The organism is Microcoleus sp. PH2017_05_CCC_O_A (assembly GCF_020738785.1).
In the GTDB taxonomy this organism is placed as follows: domain Bacteria; phylum Cyanobacteriota; class Cyanobacteriia; order Cyanobacteriales; family Microcoleaceae; genus Microcoleus.
The window spans coordinates 1-23,988 of sequence record NZ_JAEQCB010000064.1 but is presented as its reverse complement, the minus strand read 5'-3'; the positions used below and the strand labels follow the sequence as shown (position 1 = coordinate 23,988).

Annotated in this window: 21 protein-coding genes and 1 pseudogene; 14 read left to right on the top strand and 8 right to left on the bottom strand. The window is 45.9% G+C overall.

From position 1 onward, the window contains the following. Positions 1-81: 81 nt before the first annotated feature. Positions 82-594 carry a DUF1648 domain-containing protein gene (locus JGK20_RS15915; RefSeq protein WP_293231321.1) on the bottom strand — a complete coding sequence of 171 codons (513 nt, stop codon included), beginning with the start codon at positions 592-594 and terminating at the stop codon, positions 82-84. A gap of 101 nt (positions 595-695) precedes the next feature. Here JGK20_RS15915 and def point away from each other — a divergent pair, with 101 nt between their 5' ends. The 3 genes from def (at position 696) to JGK20_RS15900 (ending at position 3,043) form a co-directional block, all read left to right on the top strand. Then, entirely contained in the window at positions 696-1,256 is a 561-nt protein-coding gene (gene def / locus JGK20_RS15910) for a peptide deformylase (RefSeq protein ID WP_293231318.1), read from the top strand. Next, complete coding sequence (locus JGK20_RS15905) at positions 1,256-1,456, top strand: hypothetical protein (protein ID WP_293187114.1); 201 nt, start codon at positions 1,256-1,258, stop codon at positions 1,454-1,456. The genes def and JGK20_RS15905 overlap by 1 nt, the downstream gene beginning before the upstream one ends. Before the next feature lie 255 nt (positions 1,457-1,711). Next, the gene (locus JGK20_RS15900; RefSeq protein ID WP_293231315.1) at positions 1,712-3,043 is read left to right on the top strand and encodes a PrsW family glutamic-type intramembrane protease; all 1,332 of its coding nucleotides are present in this window, start codon (positions 1,712-1,714) and stop codon (positions 3,041-3,043) included. Positions 3,044-3,083: 40 nt separating this feature from the next. Here JGK20_RS15900 and JGK20_RS15895 read toward each other — a convergent pair whose 3' ends face one another. The 3 genes from JGK20_RS15895 to JGK20_RS15885 all read right to left on the bottom strand — a co-directional run bounded on the left by JGK20_RS15895 (position 3,084) and on the right by JGK20_RS15885 (position 4,792). After that, a complete protein-coding gene (locus tag JGK20_RS15895; RefSeq protein ID WP_293185298.1) occupies positions 3,084-3,716 on the bottom strand; it encodes a PEP-CTERM sorting domain-containing protein in 633 nt (210 codons plus the stop codon). 109 nt (positions 3,717-3,825) lie between these two features. Then, on the bottom strand, positions 3,826-4,506 hold the full coding sequence (locus JGK20_RS15890) for a PEP-CTERM sorting domain-containing protein (RefSeq protein WP_293226229.1): 681 nt from the start codon (positions 4,504-4,506) through the stop codon (positions 3,826-3,828). A gap of 28 nt (positions 4,507-4,534) precedes the next feature. Beyond that, positions 4,535-4,792: a hypothetical protein gene (locus JGK20_RS15885; protein ID WP_293231312.1), complete on the bottom strand. Its 258-nt coding sequence runs from the start codon at positions 4,790-4,792 to the stop codon at positions 4,535-4,537. Between the two features lie 252 nt (positions 4,793-5,044). Between JGK20_RS15885 and JGK20_RS15880 the strand changes: the two genes are divergently transcribed. The 3 genes from JGK20_RS15880 to JGK20_RS15875 all read left to right on the top strand — a co-directional run bounded on the left by JGK20_RS15880 (position 5,045) and on the right by JGK20_RS15875 (position 7,398). Next, positions 5,045-6,076: a transposase gene (locus JGK20_RS15880; protein WP_366039026.1), complete on the top strand. Its 1,032-nt coding sequence runs from the start codon at positions 5,045-5,047 to the stop codon at positions 6,074-6,076. After that, positions 5,958-6,239, top strand: a complete 282-nt coding sequence (locus JGK20_RS34555) for a zinc ribbon domain-containing protein (RefSeq protein WP_366039024.1) — start codon at positions 5,958-5,960, stop codon at positions 6,237-6,239. Before JGK20_RS15880 ends, JGK20_RS34555 begins: the two co-directional genes overlap by 119 nt. Positions 6,240-6,345: 106 nt before the next feature. Next, positions 6,346-7,398 carry a Gfo/Idh/MocA family oxidoreductase gene (locus tag JGK20_RS15875; RefSeq protein ID WP_293192652.1) on the top strand — a complete coding sequence of 351 codons (1,053 nt, stop codon included), beginning with the start codon at positions 6,346-6,348 and terminating at the stop codon, positions 7,396-7,398. Positions 7,399-7,748: 350 nt separating this feature from the next. On the opposite strand, the gene JGK20_RS15870 is transcribed toward JGK20_RS15875, so the two are convergent. Beyond that, positions 7,749-8,744: an SGNH/GDSL hydrolase family protein gene (locus JGK20_RS15870; RefSeq protein WP_293231310.1), complete on the bottom strand. Its 996-nt coding sequence runs from the start codon at positions 8,742-8,744 to the stop codon at positions 7,749-7,751. A gap of 512 nt (positions 8,745-9,256) precedes the next feature. Between JGK20_RS15870 and btpA the strand changes: the two genes are divergently transcribed. The 5 genes and pseudogenes from btpA (at position 9,257) to iscB (ending at position 17,359) form a co-directional block, all read left to right on the top strand. Further along, a complete protein-coding gene (gene btpA, locus JGK20_RS15865; RefSeq protein ID WP_293231348.1) occupies positions 9,257-10,144 on the top strand; it encodes a photosystem I biogenesis protein BtpA in 888 nt (295 codons plus the stop codon). A 374-nt stretch (positions 10,145-10,518) separates the two neighbouring features. Beyond that, entirely contained in the window at positions 10,519-11,445 is a 927-nt protein-coding gene (locus tag JGK20_RS15860) for a vitamin K epoxide reductase family protein (protein WP_293185307.1), read from the top strand. Positions 11,446-12,990: 1,545 nt separating this feature from the next. Beyond that, positions 12,991-15,126, top strand: coding sequence for a CHASE2 domain-containing protein (locus tag JGK20_RS15855; protein ID WP_293231307.1), 2,136 nt, complete (start codon positions 12,991-12,993; stop codon positions 15,124-15,126). 462 nt (positions 15,127-15,588) lie between these two features. Further along, positions 15,589-15,837 carry a hypothetical protein gene (locus JGK20_RS15850; protein ID WP_293185313.1) on the top strand — a complete coding sequence of 83 codons (249 nt, stop codon included), beginning with the start codon at positions 15,589-15,591 and terminating at the stop codon, positions 15,835-15,837. A gap of 249 nt (positions 15,838-16,086) precedes the next feature. After that, positions 16,087-17,359 (top strand): annotated as a pseudogene (gene iscB, locus JGK20_RS15845) (RNA-guided endonuclease IscB). Between the two features lie 69 nt (positions 17,360-17,428). Here iscB and nadB read toward each other — a convergent pair. The 3 genes from nadB to JGK20_RS15830 form a co-directional block, all read right to left on the bottom strand. Beyond that, entirely contained in the window at positions 17,429-18,973 is a 1,545-nt protein-coding gene (gene nadB, locus JGK20_RS15840) for an L-aspartate oxidase (RefSeq protein WP_293231304.1), read from the bottom strand. A 477-nt stretch (positions 18,974-19,450) separates the two neighbouring features. Then, entirely contained in the window at positions 19,451-19,885 is a 435-nt protein-coding gene (psbU, locus tag JGK20_RS15835) for a photosystem II complex extrinsic protein PsbU (protein WP_293185315.1), read from the bottom strand. A 202-nt stretch (positions 19,886-20,087) separates the two neighbouring features. Then, entirely contained in the window at positions 20,088-21,071 is a 984-nt protein-coding gene (locus tag JGK20_RS15830) for an adenylate/guanylate cyclase domain-containing protein (RefSeq protein ID WP_293185317.1), read from the bottom strand. Between the two features lie 463 nt (positions 21,072-21,534). On the opposite strand from JGK20_RS15830, the gene hisF reads away from it, so the two are divergent. The 3 genes from hisF (at position 21,535) to JGK20_RS15815 (ending at position 23,789) form a co-directional block, all read left to right on the top strand. After that, positions 21,535-22,305 (top strand): imidazole glycerol phosphate synthase subunit HisF, encoded by a 771-nt coding sequence (hisF, locus tag JGK20_RS15825; RefSeq protein ID WP_293185318.1) that lies wholly within the window; start codon positions 21,535-21,537, stop codon positions 22,303-22,305. A 427-nt stretch (positions 22,306-22,732) separates the two neighbouring features. Beyond that, positions 22,733-23,416, top strand: a complete 684-nt coding sequence (locus tag JGK20_RS15820) for a transposase (RefSeq protein ID WP_293185319.1) — start codon at positions 22,733-22,735, stop codon at positions 23,414-23,416. Then, complete coding sequence (locus tag JGK20_RS15815; protein ID WP_293185320.1) at positions 23,409-23,789, top strand: IS200/IS605 family accessory protein TnpB-related protein; 381 nt, start codon at positions 23,409-23,411, stop codon at positions 23,787-23,789. Before JGK20_RS15820 ends, JGK20_RS15815 begins: the two co-directional genes overlap by 8 nt. The last annotated feature ends 199 nt before the right edge of the window (positions 23,790-23,988 follow it).

Here is a 23,988-nt window from a genome sequence, read left to right as displayed (position 1 = left end):
TAGTCAGGATTTTAGTCCTTTCTTTAATGCGGACTAAAGTCCTCACTACAAACCTTTTTATGTGAAAGTTTTTGCCTACAGCTAGCGAGCTAAATAAGCCCTCCCCAAATAGACCCCAACCGTCGCAAATATCAAAAAAGTCATCCCGAAAACCAACTCTATACTAAACCTTTGAGCATTCCCCAAAGCCACAAGAATTTGCTGGCGCACTATAAAAGCAAACAGCCAACAAACTTCAGCTTTCAGCCAAACCAAAAGGCCTCGCCCCAAGAGATATTGTCGGCGCGCATTTTCCTGAGTAATCCGCACTGGATAGTTAAAAGTATGCGGATAGCGCGATACCGCAGTTAAAACCACAAAAATAATAGCAGCCACTGCTGGCAGCATCCAAATCATCACCTTGTCGCCCAAAGCATCAGGCTGCCCCCCCAAGCCGAAGTGAATTGGAATACGATCGGGCAAAACCGCCCAAAACTGTACGATCGGCAAAATCGACACTAAAATCGCGATCGCCCCCGCAAGCTCTACCGCCAATAAAACAGGCGAAAGCCCCAGAGAAATCACCGGCCGTTGGTTTGGTGCATTTCCAGTCATAGCTACTTAAAATTAGATTAATATTGAAAATAATAGTATTGGTTCCCATGTAATCCCCCAACCGCTTTCGTTGGGGGTTTCCAAACATCTCGCGAGGTTTTATGACGGTTCAGGTTTTGGTTGAAAAGAAAAAGTTAGAAAAACCGCCCCTAACAATACACACTTTAGGCGATCGCGTCCTGCGGCAGCCAGCAAAGCGCGTCAGCAGCATCGATGCAGAAATTCGGCAGCTAGTCCGAGAAATGCTGCAAACCATGTACAGTGCCGACGGCATCGGTTTGGCAGCCCCCCAAGTCGGAGTCCACAAACAAGTAATCGTACTCGACTGCGAACCCGACAATCCCGCCACACCCCCATTGGTTTTGATCAACCCCACCATCAAAAGTAGCAGCGGCGATATCTGCATCTTGCAAGAAGGGTGTTTGAGCATTCCGGGAGTCTATTTTGATGTCAAACGCCCAGAAGTCATTGAAGTGTCATATCGCGACGAATTTGGCCGCCCGCAAACCCTGAAAGCGACAGATTTATTGTCGAGGGCAATTCAGCACGAAATGGATCACCTCAACGGAGTGCTGTTTGTAGATAGAGTAGAAAACAAGCTCGCACTCAATGAAGAATTAGTCAAGAACAAATTTTCGCCAAAGGCAGTAAAATCAGTATGATGGCAGGAACTCCAAAAAGTGGTTTATTGTTAGCTCTTTCGTGCATCACTGCGATCGCCGCAGTCGGCTCAATCTTTGAGCTGTCTTCGGGAGAAGCTCAACTCGGCAACGTAGTTACCGGCATCATCCTCGCCCTCAGCATACCGCTCACAGGCATATTTTTCTATGCAGCCGTTCAGGATGCCAGAGCAAATTTATGATTAGTCATTAGTCAGCAGTCATTAGTCAGTAGTCAGTTGTTATTTGTTATTTGTTATTGGTGAGTTGTCCTATATTACTTGTTATTGATTCCTAGTTGTTAGGTGTTAGTGGTGAGTTATTGATTGTTACTAATAACTAATAACTGCTCCCCAACCATCAATCACAAATAACTAATAACAAATAACTAATAACTAATAACTAATAACTGCCAACTGCCAACTGCCAACTGCCAACTGCCAACTGCCAACTGACTGATGACTAATGAAATCGGATTTCTGCGACAAGTGCCCGCCAAAGGCGCTGCGTCCGGGCTAGCGTCCAAGTACCAACTTTCTGAATATGGAGAAGTGGCGATCGGGCGCGATCGCAATTGTCAAATAGCTTTAGAGTCGATCGCCCACGGCATGGTTTCCCGCCGCCATGCCGCAGTCCGTCCCTTAACTCATGGTAATTGGACGAAATGGCAAATTTGCGACCTCAACAGCGCTAACGGAACTTATATCAACGGCCAAAAGCTCGAAGGCTGCCAAACTTTAGAAACAGGCGATCGCATCAGTCTCGGTATTGACGGCCCTGAATTCATATTTGAATCTCCCCCAACCCCAAACCAAACTAAACCCGCATACCCAGCCACAAAAACGGGCAATTTTCCAGTCAGTGAAAAAGACGCTCTCACTTTAACTCAATTATTCCCGATCGCCTCCACGGGCAAACAATTAAGTCAAAAAGCCTATTTATATCCAGGTATTGCCACAGTTATCTTTGTCGTGTCGATGTTTGTCGCCGTCGGAAATTCCGTAGCATTCAACTTTCTGCTGTCAGCCTACCTCGCCGGTGCGGCTTACTACTTTATCTATCAACTGTGCGGCAAACACAAGCCGTGGTGGGTATTGCTTGGTACCGCTTTAGCTACAGTTCTGATATTGCTCAGCCCCTTACTGATTGGATTTATATTAGTATTTAGAGAAATTTTGCCCGGTCGCTTGCCCGCAGAAGGCGAAGAAATCAGTTTTTTGCCTTTTTTAATCAGAATGTTCTTCGGGGCGGGTCTGATGGAAGAATTGCTGAAAGCCTTGCCCGTTTTGGGAGCTTTGATCCTGGGCAATTTGCTAAAAAATCCGTGGCGCGATCGCATCGGCGTTTGGGAACCATTAGACGGAATTTTATTAGGAAGTGCCTCAGCAGTCAGCTTTACACTATTAGAAACCCTGGGACAGTACGTCCCCCATATCATCCAAAATGTCACCCTGCAAGCAGGCCCCGAAGCCGGACAATTAGTAGGATTGCAATTGCTAATTCCCCGAATTTTGGGTTCCGCCGCCGGACACATGGCTTACAGCGGCTATTTGGGATATTTCATCGGTTTGAGCGCACTCAAACCCACGAAGCGCTGGCAAATTTTAGGCGTAGGTTATTTCAGCGCTTCCGCACTTCACGCCTTGTGGAATGCGTCAGGTGCAGTCAGCGTACTTTTGCTAGCATTAGTCGGAGTTTTGTCCTATGCGTTTTTAGTAGCCGCAATTTTGAAAGCCCGGGCTTTGTCTCCCAATCGATCGCAAAATTTTGCAACTCGAATATTTTCCTAAAAATGATTGCTGAGAGCTTAATTGTTAACAGCCCCGCGCGTCAAGCTGCCATTTTTTTCTTGTGTTTCAACCAGCTTAAACCTGCCAGTGCTAAACCTGTCCCTGCAAATGTTATCGGTTCGGGAACTGGTTCGGCTGCGGTATCCACTAGGGAGTAAGAAACCCGCGCACTGCTGATAATTGTACGACCTCTGCCCAAATAACCCTGCCTGTTGCTAACTATTGTCTCACCATACCCCCAGAAATAAGATGCCCACGTACTGATCGCCTCCTCGGTACCCATATACCAGGTTGCCCTGCTCTCAAACTTGATGTAATCAGTCCCTCCTCGTGCCTCTTCTCTCGTCGCATACTCCACACCCGATGCTTGCAGTCCGCGAAAATTCCCTTGATTAAATAAAGCTATAGCCCCTGCTAAATCATAGTCATTTTTATAGACCCTGATAGGGGTGTTAAATCTTCCCTCACCCACTGCAATTTTTTCAGATCCTATTCCTGTCAGTGAGGAATCACTAAACTTAAAAAAACCACTACCTCCACCCTTTTCCACTTGAAAATTGTAGGTGAGTACGGCGGCTTGTGTTTTGTCTACTCCTACCAATGACAACGCTGCATAACTTAAAATTGTGCTAGCGATCGCACTTCCGAATCTCTGCCGTTGTTTCCGATTCATAATTTGCCTCTTCGCTACATTAAATTGGCGTGATTTTCTGTGATTGTTGGTCTGATTTTTCTTCTTAAAACCGCCCTTCACTGTTTGTTGTTAAGAGCGATCGCACCCATCATACCGCCCTTTTTTTCTGGGATTTAAACCAACTCAAACCAGCCAGTGCTAAAGCTGTACCCGCAAATGTTAAGGGTTCGGGAACCGGTTCGGCTGCCGTATCCACTAGGGTGTAAGACATAGGCACGTAGTTAAGCTGTTGACCCGCACCTCGGTCTATTATTTGTCTTAATTGACCGCCACTTAAGTATGTAATTAGGATACTACTGTATCCCCAAAACAAAGGTTTCCCATTGCCCATAGCAGGATACATACGCCAAACTGCCGAGCCCTCATATCTAGTATAAACAGGCCCTCCTTCTGCATCCGGAATGTTAGTTTCTGAAATCGAGTAGTCGCCACCGCTTGCTATCAGTCCCTGAAATTCCCCACCCTTGAACTCAGCTTTTGCCCCTGCTAAATCGTGGTATTTTTGAGGTGGCTTTTCTTCATATAGGCCCCTGCCAGAGGGAGCTGTAAAACCATTAAATTGTCCCTCAGAAACTGCTATTTGTTCAGTTTCTCCGCCTGTAAGCGAGGAGTTACTCAATTTAAAAAAACCGCTCGATCCGGCCACTTGAAAATTGTAGGTGAGGACGGCTGCTTGTGCTTTGTCAACTCCTACCAATGACACGGCTGCCAAACTTAAAATTGTGCTGGCGATCGCACTTCCGAATCTCTGCCTTTGTTTTTGATTCATAGTCGGCCTCATCAGATTTTACTTAAGTTTAGTTTGTTGCTGACAGCGATCGCCAGTAAGTATGCCCATTCTTAACATAAATTCTTTTCAATTCAAAGATTGCCCAATCTAAATATCGAATTACTACGGATGGCATTTTTCCGAAATTTGTATTATTTGTTACTTGTTGACTGGGAATTTTTTGCCCAAACAAGAGAAATGTTCGATCGTCCTGGAAAAATATGCCGATCGGTTTGTATTGTGGCGATGTGTCGGGCGATTCACGATCGGGATAACTAGGCTTCACAGATTCAATTTCATATCTTAGCGATTTTGTCAATACGCCATTCCCTGAAAAGGGATCGGGTTCCTACTGCCTTTGGCCGTCTGCCTTCTGGCTTCTGTCGCCTGCCTTCTTCCCTGTTTCTTCTTCACCTGTCTTAGAAATTCTTCACCGAAAAACCGGCGGGAAGCCCCTGGCTACCGACTTGGAGAGGAACGCTGCTGCGCCGACCGCCGCCTTGAGCTATCTTTAGTCATATGTGATATAATTAGCGGTATGGAACAAGTTTTGACAGTAGCTTGCAAGATTGAAGTGTCTCCCGAAGTTGCCCCTAAGTTGGAGGCAACGCTTCAGGCGTTTTCTGATGCTTGCACCTACATCAATCAAACTGTTGACCCTAAGCTGACAAATAAACCCCGCATTCAAGGCTTGGTTTATGAGCAGGTGAGGGAGCAATTTGGGCTGTCTGCCAACTTAGCGATTCGGGCAATCGCCCGTGTCTCTAGCAACCGTAAAACCGCCAAACAAAAAGGCAATCCCGTCCGAGCATTTAAGCCAACTAGCGTTGACTATGACGCTCGAATCTTTGCTTTTAGAGAGAAGGATTGGACGGTTAGCCTGACGTTGGTGGGCGGTCGGGAACGCTTCAAACTTGCCATTGGTAATTACCAGGTTGGACTGCTTAAGGGAGCGAATCCTAGCAGTGCGACCTTGTGCAAGCGTCAGGATGGAAGCTACTACGTCAACATCCAGATTAAGTCTGAGGCGACCGATCCCATCCCATCCAAACGAGTGATTGGCGTAGATCTCGGTCGCAGAGATATTGCAGTTACCAGCCTTGGCGATCAGTGGGATGGAAAGCAGATAACGGACGTTAGAGACAAATTTGCCAGAGTCAGAGCATCGCTCCAACAAAAAGCCTCGAAAGGCACAAGATCTACTCGCCGCAGGGCAAGACAGATTTTGCAACGGCTGTCGGGACGTGAACGTCGCTATCAAACTTGGCTAAACCATAACATCAGCAAATTGATTGTGCTGTCTGCACTTCAACACAATGCCATCATTGCGATTGAAGATCTGACAGGAATTAGAGAACGCACCAATCAGCAACCTCGAAGCAAGACGGAACGTAGACGCTCGCTTCTGTTGGGCATTCTTTCAACTGCGATGGTTTCTGAGCTACAAAGCCGTGAAATACGGGGTGGAAGTGGTGGCTGTCAATCCTGCCTACACCAGCCAAACTTGCCACAAGTGCTTGCACATTCATCCGATAAAAGGCAAGTCTTATCGAAGTGGCAAAGTGTTTAAGTGTGGACACTGTGGCAATCATTGTGATGCTGATGAGAATGGTTCAAAGGTGATTTCAATCGTTGGAGCATCCGTAAACATGCTCGGAGGTTCGGTGTTGTCTTGCAACCTTGCAGACTACATCAGGGCTACAGAAAGCCCCCGGCTTAAGGTCGTGGGGTAGTTTACAAATAGTTTGACTGTGGTACTATCTGGATGGCTGTGAGTCGATCGGGAAGCCAACGGGCTTGATTCCTGTGGTGGAGGAGAATCCAGGAGTGCTAGATAGGATGTCATTGGGATACGGAAATGTTTTCGGTCAGCGAAGTCAACTCGAACCCCTCCGCATTGGGGTTATTGGAGTTGGCAATATGGGTCAGCACCACACGCGAGTTCTGAGCTTGCTCAAAGATATCGAACTCGTAGGTGTTGCAGATATAAATGTAGAGCGGGGAATTGATGTAGCAAGCAAATACCGGGTTCGCTTCTTTGAAGACTACCGGGATTTGCTTGCCCACGTAGACGCAGTTTGCGTCGCCGTTCCAACTCGCCTGCACCACCCTGTGGGGATGTCTTGTCTCCAAGCAGGGGTTCACGTTTTAATTGAAAAGCCGATCGCGGCTAGCATTGCTGAAGCCGAATCTTTGGTCAATGCGGCTGCTGAAGCCCACCGGATTTTACAAGTGGGTCACATCGAGCGCTTCAATCCAGCTTTTCAGGAACTCGGCAAAGTGCTGAAAACTGAAGAATTACTGGCATTGGAAGCTCACCGGATGAGTCCCTATTCCGATCGGGCCAACGACGTATCGGTAGTTTTGGATTTAATGATCCACGACATCGACTTGCTCTTGGAATTGGCAGATTCTTCAGTGGTGAAGCTGACGGCAACTGGCAGCAGGGCCTCAGATTCAGGTTATTTAGACTACGTGACAGCGACGCTGAACTTTGCTAACGGCATTGTCGCCACTCTGACTGCGAGCAAGGTAACGCACCGCAAACTACGTTCAATCGCCGCTCACTGCAAAAATTCTTTGACAGAGGCAGATTTTCTCAACAACGAAATCTTGATTCACCGACAAACAACCGCCAATTACGTGACGGATTACGGTCAGGTGCTTTACCGTCAAGATGGGTTGATCGAGAAAGTCTACACCAGCAATATTGAACCGCTCCATGCAGAATTGGAGCATTTTATTAATTGCGTGCGGGGTGGCAATCAGCCTTCTGTCGGAGGAGAACAAGCTCTCAAAGCTCTTCGGCTTGCAAGTTCGATCGAGCAAATGGCTCTCGACGGTCAAGCTTGGTATCCCAAAGAGCTAGAGTCTACTTTGCAAGTTAGCTAAATCGACAAAAATTGTGTCGTTTCCGGGTGCTTCTACAGTTTGGGTTGGTTGTTCGTTGAAAAGGGTAACTGTTCGGGCGCAACCGGATTCGATGTAAGTCGATTTGAGATTTTCAATTTGAGATTGACTTGCAGTATTGAATCTGAGGGCTTAAACAGTCGATTTGAGATTTTCAATTTTCAATTTGAGATTGACTCCTATCCTCTATAGGGGGATTCAACAGTCGATTTGAAATCTGAGATTTGAGATGAAAGAATTGACTCCAAAGATGAATCTGAGGGCTTGAACTAAAATTGAAATTTTGGGTTCTCTACAATCTAAGTATGGCAAGTATCTGTTTTTGACTCAAATTACAATTTAAGTAAAAAAACAGCGACTATTTGACGGCTGATGGTTTTGCTAACTAACTGATTTCCTTGAGGACTGAGGTGAATGCTGTCTCTATACAAAGTTGAAATTTGAGCCGCACAATTGGCTGCACAATTGAAAATGGGAAGAAAATCTATGTAAGTAATTTTCTCACGTTCGACGAGTTCGGCGAGACGCTCTCTAGCCTTGATTTCCCAGTCGCGAGAGCCAGAGTCGCCGAATTCGCCCCGCTTCGGCGTCACGGCTAGCAAAAACTTGACGTTGGCCGATACTGCTATTTTCTGGATTTGGTGAATAGCTTCTAAGTTGCAGCCGACTACATCGCTTTCGGCTGCTGGTGGTGCTAATTGGCGAGCCGGCAGTGTTGGTAGCAGGTAGCGGCTCAATAACTCTAGTGTCGCCGATCGAGGTTGGCGATCGGGATAAGATCGATCGCGCCCCACAACTTCAGCACAGGGAGCCGATGCAAACAAATCGTCCGTATTCAGCAGCAAAACCAAAACCTTTGCTCCAAAAACACCAAACCGCTTCGCATAAGCAAGTTGATTCCTCGGCCCCCAAGAATTGGCTGAAGCGTTGAGAACTTCAACATCCGAATAGTTGACTTTTGCACCTGATTGTGAATCGCTCGTCAGATTCTGTACTTGCAGGCTCAACTGCCGAGCCATAATTTCCGAGATGGTATCTGTCTGATCTGTCCACCAACCGCCGTTGGCGACAGAATCACCCAACAGCAAGATACGCAGAGTTTCGGGAGTGGGAGTTGGGGCGATCGATCCAGTACGCATCGAATACTCGTTAATCTCGATCCGGTTGCCCAAGCGGCGCACCCTCTGGTTGGGCGCCAACAAATAGCCGCACTCGGCATCGGCAATGTAAATCAAGGGATTGCCAAAACCCAGCAGCACGCGCAGCAGCACTTCGATTGTCGCCCACAATCCGGAGGTGAGGGCCAAAACGAGCAGAACAACTTTCAAGAATTAACCTCGATCGAAAACGGATACTTGCTTGGACACAGGAGTCGGGGAGATGCCAAAATTTTAGACCAAAGTTCCAGCCCCCAGATTCATGATGTGGGTTCATTAAGTTGACAGTTGACAGTTGACAGTTGACTGCTTGAGGGCGACCTCTACCTGGAAGTCCGAGGATTGGAGCAATGAATAGTCTTCTTTTAATTTCTCCCGCTTAGGCTTGGGGCTTTAAACTAATTCTTTCTGGTAAATCGACAGTTGGATCTCCCAATAGAGTCAATCTCACCAGGAGAATGGAAAATCCAGAGTTCAAGGTCTCAAACTCCTATGCTGCAAGTAAATCTCAAATCGAAAAATGGAAAATCTCAAATCGACTAACCGCTGCTAAATTCGGGCTTTTAGCGACAGTCCCTGCACAATTCAGTCATCCGAATCGCCCCCGTGGATATAGAATTCTAGAATATACCGTCAAAATCCGCCGTCAGCCGTCAGTGAACTTGGTGGTTTCAGGAAAACCCGTGGACTTAAAACAAATATTCAAAACGCCGAATCCCATAATCGGTGTCGTACATTTACAGCCTTTGCCAACTTCTCCCCGCTGGGGCGGGAACCTCAAAGCTATTATCGGAAGAGCCGAGCAAGAGGCTACTGCGCTGGCTTCTGGCGGCGCAAACGGTATCATAGTCGAGAACTTTTTCGACGCTCCTTTTGCCAAAGACAGCGTAGATCCGGCTGTGGTAAGTGCCATGACTCTGGTAGTCGAGAGGCTAACCAATCTGGTGACACTGCCGATCGGTATTAACGTGCTACGAAACGACGCCCACAGCGCGATCGCCATCGCCTCCTGCACGGGAGCCCAATTCATCCGCGTCAACGTCCTCAACGGCATCATGGCTACAGATCAAGGCCTAATTGAAGGCCAAGCTCACCAGCTACTGCGCTACCGCCGGGAATTGGGCAGCGATGTCAAAATATTCGCAGACGTGCTAGTCAAGCACGGGCGCCCCCTCGGCAGCCCCAACTTAACCACAGCCGTCCAAGAGACGATCGGGCGCGCCTTAGCCGACGCCGTAATCCTTTCTGGCTGGACAACCGGCAGCCCTCCCAATCTCGAAGACTTAGAACTCGCGAGTGCAGCAGCGGGGGAAATTCCTGTTTTCATCGGCAGCGGCGCCTCGTGGGAAAACGTTTCCACGCTCATGCAAGCCGCCGATGGTGTAATTGTATCGAGCTCTCTGAAGCGAAATGGCCGCATCGAGCAGCCGATCGATCCGATCCGCGTCAGTCAGTTTGTAGAAGCCGCCCGTCGTAGCTTTTCCCAAAAAGAGCGAGAACAGGAAAATATCGAGACAAATGGTTCAAGAGGGCCAACACCGGAACCGGGCAAAGTCGGAAGTAAAACGTAAAATAGGAATTGGTAATGGGGAATGGGCAAAGCGTGTCAACTTAAGTATGAAACCTGAGACATCTCGCTTTTATCCTCTTGCGAGATCCCCCTAAATCCCCCTTAAGAAGGGGGACTTTGATCGCTTCCGGTTCCCCCCTTCTTAAGGGGGGCTAGGGGGGATCTAGCCTTAGTCGCCAAACAGCAGTCTCTGACTACGTTTGAGCTGGTTGTTGACAGTAATGGCAATTGGTGATTGGTCATTGGAAATAGCTGAAAACTAAAAGCTAACAGTTAAAAAAAGCACCAATTAGCAATTCCCAATTCGCAATGCCCAATGCCCAATGACCAACTACCAATTACCAATGACCAACTACCAATTACCAAATCAAAAAAATGATTCGCCGACGTTCAACCCCTTGGATTCATCGCTGGTCTAGAACTGCGATCGCAGCCATCGCAGCCATCGGCGTCGTAGAAACGGCCTATCTGACGATCGCTAAATTCACGACAGGCTCAGTCATTTGTCCCACCAGCGGCTGCGACAAAGTTCTCAACAGTCCCTACGCTACAGTTTTTGGCACAGTGCCTTTAAGTTTATTAGGTTGTCTGGCTTACCTGAGCATCGCAATTTTGGCACTCGCTCCCAAAGCCGTCAATCCAGACACCAATAAAGGTCTGCACTCTCAACTAGAAAATCAAACTTGGCAAGCGCTATTTATCATCACCGCTGCGATGGTAATTTTCAGCAGCTATTTGATGTATTTGATGTCTTTTGAAATTAAGGAACTGTGCATTTACTGCATCAGTTCCGCCGTATTTGCGCTGTCGCTGTTTGTGCTGGTGCTAGTCGGCCGCGAGTGGGAAGATATCGGACAGTTGGTGTTTACAGGTATTTTGGTAATGATGGTAAGTTCGATCGGCGCCTTGGGACTGTATAACAGCGTCAGTTCACCTGCTCCTTTTGTTTCTTCTACCCCCGGAATTCTACCCCCAGCCGTGACTACAACCTCCGGCCCTGCACAAATTGCTTTAGCCCGCCACCTCCGACAAATTGACGCCAAAGAATACGGTGCTTACTGGTGTCCCCACTGCCACGACCAAAAAATGCTATTCGGCAAAGAAGCAGCCAAAATAATTGATTATTTTGAATGCGATCCTAAAGGGCAAAATTCCCGTGCTGAAATTTGCCAAGCTGCTGCTACGAATATTAAAGGTTTCCCGACTTGGGAGATTCAAGGTCAGTTTTATTCAGGGACGCAAACTTTGGATAAACTCGCCGATTTATCCGGTTACACGGGCCCGCGCAACTTTCAAAACTGACAGAATAGTTAGAAATTTTAGATGACAGATTTTAGATGGTGAAGCAGTAAATATCCGTAGGCAAGTTATTTGCTCGTTTCCTAGTGCTGCGAAATTAATCTCAAATCTGCCATCTAGGATTAATATTTATAAATTAGTAAAAATTAGTCAGGTCGAAATTTGCCAAAAAGTGGTGACTATCTACTAGGCTGTCTGCGAATAAATACTATAAATTTTACACAAAAATTCCAGAAACCGGGTTTCTGCTGCCAGAGTTATTACATTCGCTCGCTCTTCTGAAAATTATCTGCATTGATATAGCAGTTCGATCGAAAGATTAGCGGACGCTTTGTTCAGTTGACAGTTGACAGTTGACAGTTGACAGTTGACAGTTGACAGTTGACAGTTGACCGCACCGGTAGCACTTGACAAAAGAAGTAAGAGGATTGGAGTAATGAATAGTCTGATTTTAATTTATCCCGAAAAAGGTTCCGGCTTTAAACCAATTTTTTATGGTAATCGGTAAGTGGTTCAACAGTTGACAGTTGACAGTTGACAGTTGACAGTTTGAGAGCGATCTCTACCTAGAAGGAAGAGGATTGGAGTAATGAATAGTCTGATTTTCATTTCTCCCTCAAAGGTTCCGGCTTTAAACCAATTCTTTCTGGTAAAAGGTAATCGGTAATCGGTAGAAAGGGTCTCTTGGGTTTATGGTGGATATGGTATCAAACACAACTCTTCGCAATTCTGTGATGCCCTCGGAGTAAGGATATCCGGTTTGCCGACCGCCACAAACTTATAAAAAGTATCAGAAAAAAGGTGGCGTTTTAAAAGCTTAGAATCCAATTACCAATTACCATCACCAATTACCAATTACCAACCAGCATAGCGCACCGAAAAACTAAACAATTCGACAATCAAAAATCAACAATCCACGCATCTGCCACACCGCACAACCGAAAAATTGCGATCGTCTAAAATCAAAAATATAAAATCGACTGAGCAGAACCCCGCGAAGACTTCAACAGTTGACAGTTGACAGTTGACAGTTGACAGTTTAAGAGCGACCTCTACCTAGCGCTCTTCTATCACTCACTTGAAAGGAAAAATATGACCATTTGATAATGCTTAGGGGCTTGCAGCTTAATACTATACCAATCATTTGGCTACTCCTTCGACAATACAATTGCATGGCTGGGATTTTATTTCTACGCAAGTCCCTTATCTAGTATGGCCTTAAGAATCGATTTTCTAACACCTTCCTTTGTTGGGAGCATTTGGGAAGAGATCCTTTGCTGTCCTGTCTTCGAGAATTTACTATCATGAAAGTGACGAAAGAGCGCTAGAAGTCCGAGGATTAGAGTAATGAATAGTCTAATTTTAATTTCTCCCTCACTCGTGTTCCGGCTTTCAACCAATTCTTTCTGGTAAAAACGATCGATATGTAGTAATACCTTATAGCCTTTCTCAAAAAGGTGAGGTATGACTGACAGGTTATATAACCACTGAAACCAAGAGGGCTCTCTTCCCAACAACGTCCGCGAATCTTTGTGAGAACCGCTATATATGCTCTTCAGGCGAGGCGAACATCCCCAGAATATGCTAAAAACTATCAAAAAATGGCTCGATCGAGAACGCCGAGTATTGATTACTGCGAGTGCCGTTGGCGGTACGGTGATTCTACTGCGCTGGTTCGGATTTTTGCAGGCGTTGGAATGGGCTGCTTGCGATCGCTTTGTACGCTGGCGGCCCGCCGAACCAGTGGACTCGCGCATCGTCATTATCGAAATTAACGAAGCTGACTTGCAAAAATACGGCTACCCCATTTCCGATGCTGTATTGGCCCAATTGCTGCAAAAATTGCACGCTGGGAAGCCGCGGGCGATTGGCCTCGACGTTTACCGAGATTTGCCGACTCAACCGGGTAATGCCGAATTGGTCAAAACTTTTAAAACTATTCCCAATTTAATTGGGATTGAGTTAATGCCAGACGAAACCAGATTTGGAGTGCGCCCGCCTCCGGTACTGGAAAAGCTCGATCGCATCGGTTTCAACAACGTTGTCCTCGACGCTGACTCAAAAGTGCGCCGAACTTTGCTCTACGCTTGGCCTGGAAACGGCAAAACCCATCAAAGTTTAGCGCTGAGACTGGCTTTGCTTTACCTCGAAACCGAAGGGATTTCCCCTGAACCTGCAACAGTCAATCCTAAATACTTGCAGTTAGGCAAGGGGGTGTTTCAGCGTTTTAAACCGAATGATGGTGCTTACGTGCGATCGGACAGCCGCGGCTATCAAATTCTCACCAACCTGCGCCACCCACGAGGCAGTTTTCGCACGGTATCGATGAGCGACGTGCTTTCTGGCAAAGTACCGGTTGATTTTGTGCGATCGCGCGCTGTCTTGATCGGCTCAACTGCCCCCAGCCTCAAAGACTTTCACCAAAACGCTTACAGTTCTGGTTTGTTTGCTCCTCCCCAGCCAGTACCTGGAGTTGAGCTTCAGGCTAATTTCTTGAGCCAAATTTTGAGTGCGGCCCTCGACGGGCGCGAGGGTATTAAAGTTTGGCCAGAGGCGGTGGAGTGGCTGTGGATTTTACTGTGGTCTTGGACGGGAGCAAATGTGAGCTGGAAGTTGCGATCGCTCGGGCGATCGGCTTGGTCTTTATCAAGTATCTGTGTAGGATTAAGTGCTAGTTTATACATAGCATGGTTGGCCGGTTGGTGGCTGCCGTTAATTCCTTCCATCCTCAGTCTGTTGGGTTCTGGCTGTGCAGTTGTAGCTTATCTGGCTCACATACAAGAAGAACTCAAACGGTCTAAAGAATTTTTACAATGGCTAATCGATACAATTCCCGACCCAATTTTTGTCAAAGATAGAAATCACCGCTGGGTTGTTTTGAATCAGTCATATTGTCGGTTTATTAGCTATCCTTTGGAAATTTTAATTTCTCGCACCGATTACGAGTTATTTCCCCAAGCCGAAGCGGATATATTTTGGCAGCAAGACGAATTAGTATTGCAAACTCAGCAGCCACTAGAAAATGAAGAATATTTTACTGATGCTCACGGAATTACCCATCTGATTTCGACTAAAAGATCCCTGCATAAAGATGCTGCGGGGAACCTATTTTTAGTTGGAGCGATCAGAGATATTACCGAACGCAAGCGCCTGGAAGATGCCCTCAAGCAAAAAAATGCTGAACTCAGCCACCAAGCCTATCACGATGCTCTCACCGGTTTGCCGAACCGCAAAATGTTTCACGAATCCTTGCATCTGTCCCTGGAAAGAGCCTCCAGCAATCAGGAATTGGTAGCTTTACTGTTTTTAGATTTAGATGGATTTAAGTCAATCAATGATACTCTCGGACATCATGCGGGTGATTTGCTCTTACAAGCAGTGGCCGGGAGGCTCAAAAAATGCTTGCGCGGTAGCGATATTATATCGAGGTTGGGTGGCGACGAATTCACTGTCATCTTGCCGGGAATTCCTGGTAGCGAAGAAGCTGCGAAAGTAGCTCAAAAAATTTGTGACACCATTATGCAGCCTTTTACTTTAGAAGAACATACAGTTTCTGTAACTACAAGTATTGGCATTAGTTTGTATCCAATTGACGGTCAAGAGTCAGATATTTTAGTTAACAATGCTGATGCTGCGATGTATCGTGCTAAGGAAGGCGGGAAAAATCAATATCAATTTTCGTAATTAATCTCAGTTCAAAAACACAATCCAACTGTAAGTCAGTGGTGCCAACTTTTATGCTTAAGTTATTTTCAATTCTTCGACTTACAATCTTATTATAAAACATTGTATAAGATGTCATCTATCATTAGATAGATTTATAAAAATATGCAGCTTAAGACAGCAAATAGCCGTCTCATTTAAATGTTAAGAAATATAAAAAAATTGGGATTAGTTTCAAAAAAGACGGCAACGGCAAGCCCGCGCTCCAAACGGTTATGGAGTAAGTCATTCCCATAATAAATCGCAAATTGTAGCAGACTGGAGACCCAATTCAAATCGCCAAACAGCATTGATTAAAAAGAATTTAAGTAAACTTACAAAAATTAATTAAAGGAAATGTAAAGACATAAGTGGAACTACGTAAATTCATAGATATAATAGGTTGTAGGGACGTGCATCTATTTGAGTGATTTGGATAAGACTATGAACACTATGCGTACTTTGATTGGGATCACCACAACGATAACTCTGGCTGTCGGCCTGCAAGTCAGTACGATCGGCATTGCAAATGCCGCCTTACTTGCTGGCAACTCAACCAGCTACTCAGCAAAAGACCCATCGACCTCCACAGTCTTGACAGAGGCGCGCACATCTGAGGCGCCCAATAACCCCAAAAAATACGAACCAGATCCCAATGGAAGTCCTAAAAGTGACGGTACAGGGACGCGCTGAACCGCTCCGAAAAACCTATACAGAGCTAGCCAAAGCTAGTCAAAGCTGTACAAAGTCGGAGCGTGCAGTCTAAGTCTTCACTGACTACGTTCGATTGGTCATAACACCTGCGAGTGAACGCCAGCTTGTAGCACTGTTGAGAGTGATTAAGTAATTAGCAAATAGGTTTATAGCTATAGTGTCACTTTCCTAACAAGCCATTTGAACTTTGACGAGGCAAACATTACTTAGAAATAAGGCTGACAGAATATGTCAAATTACATCTTTCTGATAGACAAAAACAAAACACCGCTTAATCCAATCCATCCAGCACAAGCACGGAAACTACTAGATTCCAGAAAAGCCGCCGTGTTTCGCCGCTACCCGTTCACTTTGATTTTAAAGCGAGTCGTTGAAAATCCAAATCTGTATCCGCTGGAACTCAAAATCGACCCGGGTTCCAAGTTTACAGGGATTGCTTTAGTTACAGATCGAGGCAATGTTATCTGGGCGATGGAATTGCAGCATCGCGGACAACAAATAAAAGATGCTTTGGAACATCGTAGAGCAGTTAGGAGAGGACGAAGAAATCGTAATACTCGTTACCGTATAGCTCGATTCCTCAATCGCAAACGCCCTAATGGTTGGCTTGCACCGTCTTTGAAGCATCGTATTTTGACGACGGAAACTTGGGTGAAACGTCTGTCATCGTTCGCACCAATTGATTGTATTGTTCAGGAACTGGTAAAGTTTGATACTCAAGCGATTCAAAATCCTGAAATTTCTGGAACCCAATACCAGCAAGGAACCTTGAAAGGTTACGAGTGCCGTGAATACTTGTTGGAAAAATGGAATCGCCAATGTGCTTACTGCGGTGTCAAAGACGTTCCACTCGAAATTGAGCATATCCAACCAAAGTCATGCATGAGGCTCAGACCGTATCTCTAATCTTTGTCTGGCTTGCCACAAGTGCAACCAACGCAAAGGAAATCGAGATATTAAAGACTTCCTCAAAGGCAAACCAGATGTGTTAAATTGCGTTCTGAAACAAGCTGCATCACCGTTAAAAGACGCAGCATCTGTCAATAGTACAAGGTGGTCACTGTTCAACACCCTTAAGCTAACTGGATTGCCTGTAAGAACGGGAACTGGCGGACAAACTAAGTTTAACCGAATTCGTTTTGAACTGCCTAAAGCTCATTGGATTGATGCTGCTTGTGTCGGCAAGGTTGAAGGTATCAAACTTGTTACTACAAAGATTTTGAAAGTTAAAACAACAGGTTTCGGTGGCAGGAAGCGATGTCAAACAGACAAATTTGGTTATCCACAAAAACATCGTCCCTTGCGTCCTATCTTGGGATTTTGTACAGGTGATATTGTTCGTGCAGATGTTCCCAAAGGTAAATACGCGGGGACTTTTACAGCACGAGTTTGTCCTATGTCGCATGGTTGCGGTGAGTTTGTTATCGACAAAAAAAGGAGGTCTATCAAGTTGGACTATTTAACGCCAGTCCACAGAAAGGATGGTTACGACTATGCTTAGACCTATACAAATTGACCAGGAATGGACAGATGTGTCCAGCAATTAAGTCTCAGTTCCTTACCCAATTTTTCAAAATTCTATGGGCCCAGATTTGTACCAATTCGATTGGTTAATTAAAGTGTGACTGCACCAATCCCGATCGGTGAGGGGATAGTCCAGCCGGTAGTGACCACCGCGACTTTCGGTGCGAAACGCAGCACTTTTGAGAATTAAGTAGCCAATATCCAATAAATTGCCAACTTCCCCCCAATTTCGCAAAACCGAGCTATTTTCGGCATCAGCCGGCGAAAAATCGATCGTTTGTCCGGGCCGTAAATTATCAAGTGCTTGACTCAAAGCCAAAGAGACAAATTCTTGTCGCCAAATCTCTACTTGGACGATCGCACTTTCCAAATCCCTTTGTCCCCGACAAATTCCCGCACTCTGCCACACCAAACTCGGCAATTGGATTCGCAATTTTTCGATCGCCTCAATATCCTGTTGTGAAACCGATTTTTCCAAGATTTCCCCTGCATCTTCCTCCTCTGGTAAGGCTTCGGACTTTTTACCTTCTAACTGCAAAAGTCCCATTTGCGCGCCAAAAACCAGACATTCCAGCAGCGAATTGCTCGCCAATCGGTTAGCGCCGTGTACTCCCGTACTCGCAGTTTCTCCCACCGCATACAAACCCGGAATCGAAGTTTGGTTGAACTTGTCAGCCACAATTCCCCCCATCCAGTAATGGGCGGCGGGCGTCACCGGCACAGGTTCGGCAAAAATATCAATTCCCCAATCAGCGCACACTTGAATAATATTCGGAAACCTGTAGCGCAGTCGATCGACCGCAATCGGGCGCAAATCCAGCCAAACATGAGGTTCCCCCGTCTTCTGCAAATGGCGGAAAATAGCGCGGCTGACAACATCGCGAGGGGCGAGTTCCCCGCTGGGGTGAGAGTCAAAAGCAAAGCGATATCCCTTGCTGTCAACTAAATGAGCCCCTTCTCCCCGCACAGCTTCGCTAATCAGAAACCGGGGCGCGCCCGCTTTACTCAGCGCCGTCGGGTGAAATTGTACAAATTCTAAATCTCGCAGCAGCGCCCCGGCGCGCCACGCAATTGCTACCCCGTCCCCGGTACTTACCGACGGGTTGGTTGTTTGAGCAAAAACCTGTCCGCCGCCGCCTGTAGCCAGCACTACGGCGCTAGCCCGCAGCCATTTGACTTGGGAGTCGCAAATTGAGCTAATTCCCTGACACCGCCCGGTTTTGTCTAGCCACAGACTCAAAGCAAAGGCTGGGGATACGAGTTGAATGTTTTTGCGGTTTAATACTTTTGCTGTCAGGGTACTGACAACGGCTTTTCCTGTGGTGTCGGCGGAGTGGAGCACTCGGCGGCGGGAGTGGGCGGCTTCTAGGGTGAGGGCTAAATCTGGGCCAGTGCGATCGAATGCAACGCCCATTTTTACCAGGGAGTCTATGCAAGCAGCAGCTTCTTCGACTAAAAATTGCACTGCTTCTAAATCGCAAAGACCTGCTCCCGCAGCCAGTGTATCCTGAACGTGGAGTGCTGCGGAATCTTCTGGGGCGATCGCTGCGGCAATGCCTCCTTGAGCCCAATCGCTTGCAGAAACAGGCATAATATTTTACCTATCACCAATACGTCAAATTTGTCAGTCATAAGTCAGCCGATTTTAGATTTTAGATTTTAGATTTTAGATTTTAAAATTAACTTTACAGATGAATCTGGGTAATATAAATGTCGATTTTAGATTTGACTCTACAGATGACTTGAGGGGCTGGAACTGTCCATTTTAGATTTAATAATTGAATAATTTAATCTACAGATGAATCTGGATTTAAACAAATATCTAAAATTTTTTCTCTCCACAAAATCGGAAGCTTGTATCCGTCTTTGGGTTCGATCCTGTTTCAAGGCATTCGGCATTCATCAGCCGGAGCCAGAAGCCAGAAGCCCTAAGCCCTAAGCCAGAAGCCAGAAGCCATAATTCATGAATTAACAAAAAATTACTAATGACTAATGACTAATGACTACTGACTAATGACTATTGACTACTGACTACTGACTAATGCCTTCAAAAGAGGCTCACTGCTATCTAGTCGTAGAGACCATTATTCAACCTGGTGTCTCCTTCAATAAAGACTGATTCGACATCAGTTACGGTGAATTTGTCCAGGTTAGCTTGCAGCACCTTTTTTTGAGCTTCCGTCAAGCCTGAAATGTTGAGTACGTCCTCAACTTTTTCGTAAGGAGCATTCTTAATAATTTGTCCAGCTAAAGTGGGATACAACCCTCGAAAGTCCCGAAAGTCGCGGACGGCGCTGTTGTTCAAATCAAGTTTTTTGCCGTATTCTGTGGCAAGCTTGTCATCGGCGCGATTGGTTCTAGCCGGAACATCAACTGCTATGAGCGAGGCTGATGGCAAGGCGATACGGCTCAGGTTCGCCGCGATCGCGCTCATGTCTCCAGCCCATGCAAAGCAGCCCAGCACTAAGCCCAATACTGCCAATAGACGACCCAATCGTTTCATGAAGTTTTGTCTCCCAATTTCATACACAGCATTTATGTAGAGACTACCATTTTGCTTATGCAGTTTTTCAGATAAATCCCCAGCAGGCCGAGGACTGTTAACAAAATTTACATCCAAGAATTGACATTGCTCTCAATATATGCTATGCAACGTAGTTGAGACGATCGATTAATTTTTGGCTGCACACCCAATTTTCTAGCTATCAAGAACTCTTTCCTTTCCTTTTGAGAAAAGCGTTCAAGTCAGTATAATTACTGCCGTAAGTCACGCTGGGAGTGTCGTAACCCTTCAAAGTAACGATGTGCTGCTCGAAAGCTTCTTGGGCGCCCAATTCCGTCAGGTATTTGTAGGTTGTTTCTCCCACGGCAATATCCTTGCCGATATCCTTGGTGCAAGACTCTAGGCGAAATGCGGCGTTTACAGTGTCTCCCAAGGCGGTGTAGTCCGATCGATCGCTGCTGCCGGAATTTCCCACCATTGCATAGCCAGTATTGATTCCAGCCCCAACTCGCAACGGAAAAGGCAGGGGGTAACGGCTGCTGAGTAAATCAGTTGCCTTGTGCAGTTGGCTTAAAGCTTGGCAAATCCGCATCATTTCTTCGCTGCTGACGCCGCTTGGTTTGTGGAACCAGACAGCCATGATGGCATCGCCGATGTATTTGTCCACCCAACTGCCATGTTCGCGAATGATGTGTCCGGCTTTGCGGAACCAATTGCCGATGACTTCCGAGAGGATGGTTTCGTCTAGCTGTCTAGTCAAAACTGTAAAGTCTCGGATGTCCATTACCATGACAGTAATCAGGCTGCGTACCGTCAAAGTAGCTGTAAAATCTTCAGAGTCTGTGTCGTGCAGGCGATCGAGCCGGCGCCCTCCGGTTGGGTTATGGAAGTCCAACTCGGTTTGACCGAAAATAATTCGATCGCCATTTCTGAGAGTGACAGGAATACTCACCCGCCGCCCGTTGACAAAGGAACCGTTGCGGCTGCCCAAGTCGATCAGGTAAAACTCTCCGGTCTCCATTTGCTGTAACATCGCGTGATTTCGGGAAATCCAGCGATCGGTCAATACAAAATTATTGTCATCATTTCGCCCTACTGTCCAGCAATTGCTGCCGGAGAGCGGCAAGTAGCGATTGCCGCTTTCTGTACGAAGTAACAAATGTGGATTGGCTTGCAAAGTCACCACAGCCCTAGAAACAACATCAAGTCAACCGATTTGAGGTTTTCAACTTTAAATTTTAACTTTAGTACGCGGCTCATAACTAAGATTGCCACTAAAAACCTGAAATCGGCTGTTCTAAAAATTTAAAATAGTTTAGTCGATCGATGCACCGAACCCATAAAGCATTGCCAAATTACCGCCTGATAACCACCGAAGGTAGTTACCGCTCGATCATAGGCCAAAGCGTAATATTTTGCACGCCAAAGATGTACCTAGGCAGTTGCATTGGCTGCTTTTTGGCAAAATATAACTTAATTTCTGCTTCTGTTGCCAAAAAAAAAGCTGGACAATGGTTCTCGTCTCAGACAACCCTGTGGTTACACACAAGCTATCTTTGAGATTTGTTGCTACACTTCCACTTTTTGAAGAGTCCAACAAAACCTTTTCCTCGCTGCGGCGCTGAATCAATTAGAAACACGAGAATTTTATGTTGTCGAAAAGAATTTTGCCTTGTTTGGATGTGAAAGCTGGCCGTGTGGTCAAAGGTGTGAATTTTGTCAACCTTAAGGATGCTGGGGATCCGGTGGAAATGGCTCAGGTATACAATGATGCGGGTGCTGATGAGTTGGTGTTTCTGGACATTACGGCGACTCACGAAGACCGGAACATTATGATTGATGTGGTGTACCGGACTGCCGATCGAGTATTTATCCCTTTGACGGTGGGTGGCGGCATCCAATCCTTGGACACCATTAAAAGTTTGTTGAGGGCGGGCGCTGATAAGGTAAGTATTAATTCAGCGGCAGTGCGCGATCCGAGTTTGATTGACAAAGCGAGCGATCGATTTGGCAATCAATGTATTGTATTGGCGATCGACGCTCGCAAACGCCAAGATGCGGACAATCCCGGTTGGGACGTGTACGTGCGCGGAGGGCGTGAAAATACAGGCTTAGATGCGATCGTCTGGGCCAAGGAAGCCGAAAAGCGCGGCGCCGGCGAAATTCTAGTGACAAGCATGGACTCTGACGGCACTCAAGCCGGTTACGACTTATCATTAACCCGCAGCATCGCCGAAGTTGTAGAAATTCCCGTGATTGCTTCCGGCGGCGCCGGCAACTGTCACCACATCTACGAAGCCGTGACGGAAGGCAAAGCAGAAGCAGCCTTACTGGCTTCCCTGCTGCACTACGGGCAACTTAGCGTCGGAGAAATTAAGACTTATCTAGCAAAATGTCAAGTTCCCGTGCGGCAACAGTAGTTCTTTGCATCAGCAAGATTGGTAACAGGCTTTCTGGCCTGTTCCACATCAGCAATAGGCTTTCTCGCCTGTTCCGCGATAATTAGATTTTCCTGTGGGGTGGGCGAGAGGACTCACCCAAAGGCGATCGTTACTGCTGCAAATAGTGCCTGATGCCAGGTGCATTAAACAGCAGAATTTTGTTGATTTTACCTTTAGATAACAGTTTAAGAAAAGCATACAACCAAAGACAAGCTGAAAACTCATAAAAATAATACGGGATGCGGGAAACGAGCGAGACTTTAGTCCTGAGAGGGAAGTGGCACGAGGGAATGAGAGTCCCCGTCTTCTTTCTTTCTTTCTTTTTAAATATTTTGTTGATTGACCTTGAGATATCTAGTATAATAACTAAAAGTAGACAAATCAACCAATATTCAGGAAAATAGAGGTGACTAAAACCCAAAAAACAATGGGAGTTCAGCAAGTATTACTGTCTCCAACCAAACAAATTAAAGCATTGTTGGAGTATCTCTGCCAACAATCAGGTAAACTGTACAACAGTGGGGTTTATTTGGCTCGTCAAACTTTTTTTAAGACAGGAAAACTGTTGACAGGAAAATTCGACTTATCTTTTGAATCGTCAGTTGCCAAATCAATGGTTGCTAAGTCGTTGCCATCAACACCAATGCAGCAAACATTGATGTCAGTCACAGAAGCCTTCAAATCTTTTAAAGAAGTAAGAGATTTGTACATCAAAGGTCAATTGCATTTCAAGCCCAAGCCACCGGGATACCTGACAGGTTCTAAGTTGTTCAAAGTTGTTTATCCTAATTCGGGAGGGTTAAGACCGAAACTTGTTGGCAATCAGTTAAGATTTTCCTTGGGTTTAACAGTAAGGCGATGGTTTGGAGTTTCTGAATTCTTTTTACCTATGCCATCGAATCTGGATTTTTCCAAAGTGAAAGAGTTTACGATTCTCCCTAAGAATGGTGCTTTTTATCTGGAAATATCCTACGAGGTTGAAAAACAACAACATAATCTGGACATTGGTCAAGCATTATCAATTGACTTGGGAACTGCTGATAATAAAGCCAGCTTGTGTCGATACATTAGGAAATTCTTTTTTGATTGATTCTCGTGCAATGAAAGCGATGAATCAATTGTGGAACAAGAAAGTAGCAACTAGACAAGAAGGAAAGCCAGAAGGTTATTGGGATAATTGGTTAGACCGTGTTACCCGAAAACGTAATCACCAAATGCGTGATGGTATCAATAAGGCTGCCAAGTTGATTGCTAACCATTGCCTGAAATCTGGAATTGGCACACTGATAGTTGGGTGGAATGAAGGTTTTAAGTCTAACAGTAATCTAGGTAAAGTGAACAATCAAAAGTTTGTTCAAATGCCTTTAGGTAAACTCAAAAATAGATTAAAAGAACTGTGCGATTTGCACGGTATCAGGTTTGTTGAAACAGAAGAAGCATATACATCGAAAGCTAGTTTTTAAGGGTGGTGACTCCCTACCCAAATATGGTGAAAAGCCATCTGGGTGGAAAGCATCTGGAAAACGAATTAAACGTGGCTTGTATCGATCAGCAAATGCTTCGATTGTGAATGCAGACTTAAATGGTGCTGCCAAGTGCGATTCGTTCAGTCGAAACCGAGAAATCGGGGGATGACTGGCTTCTACAGGGTAATCCATCAGG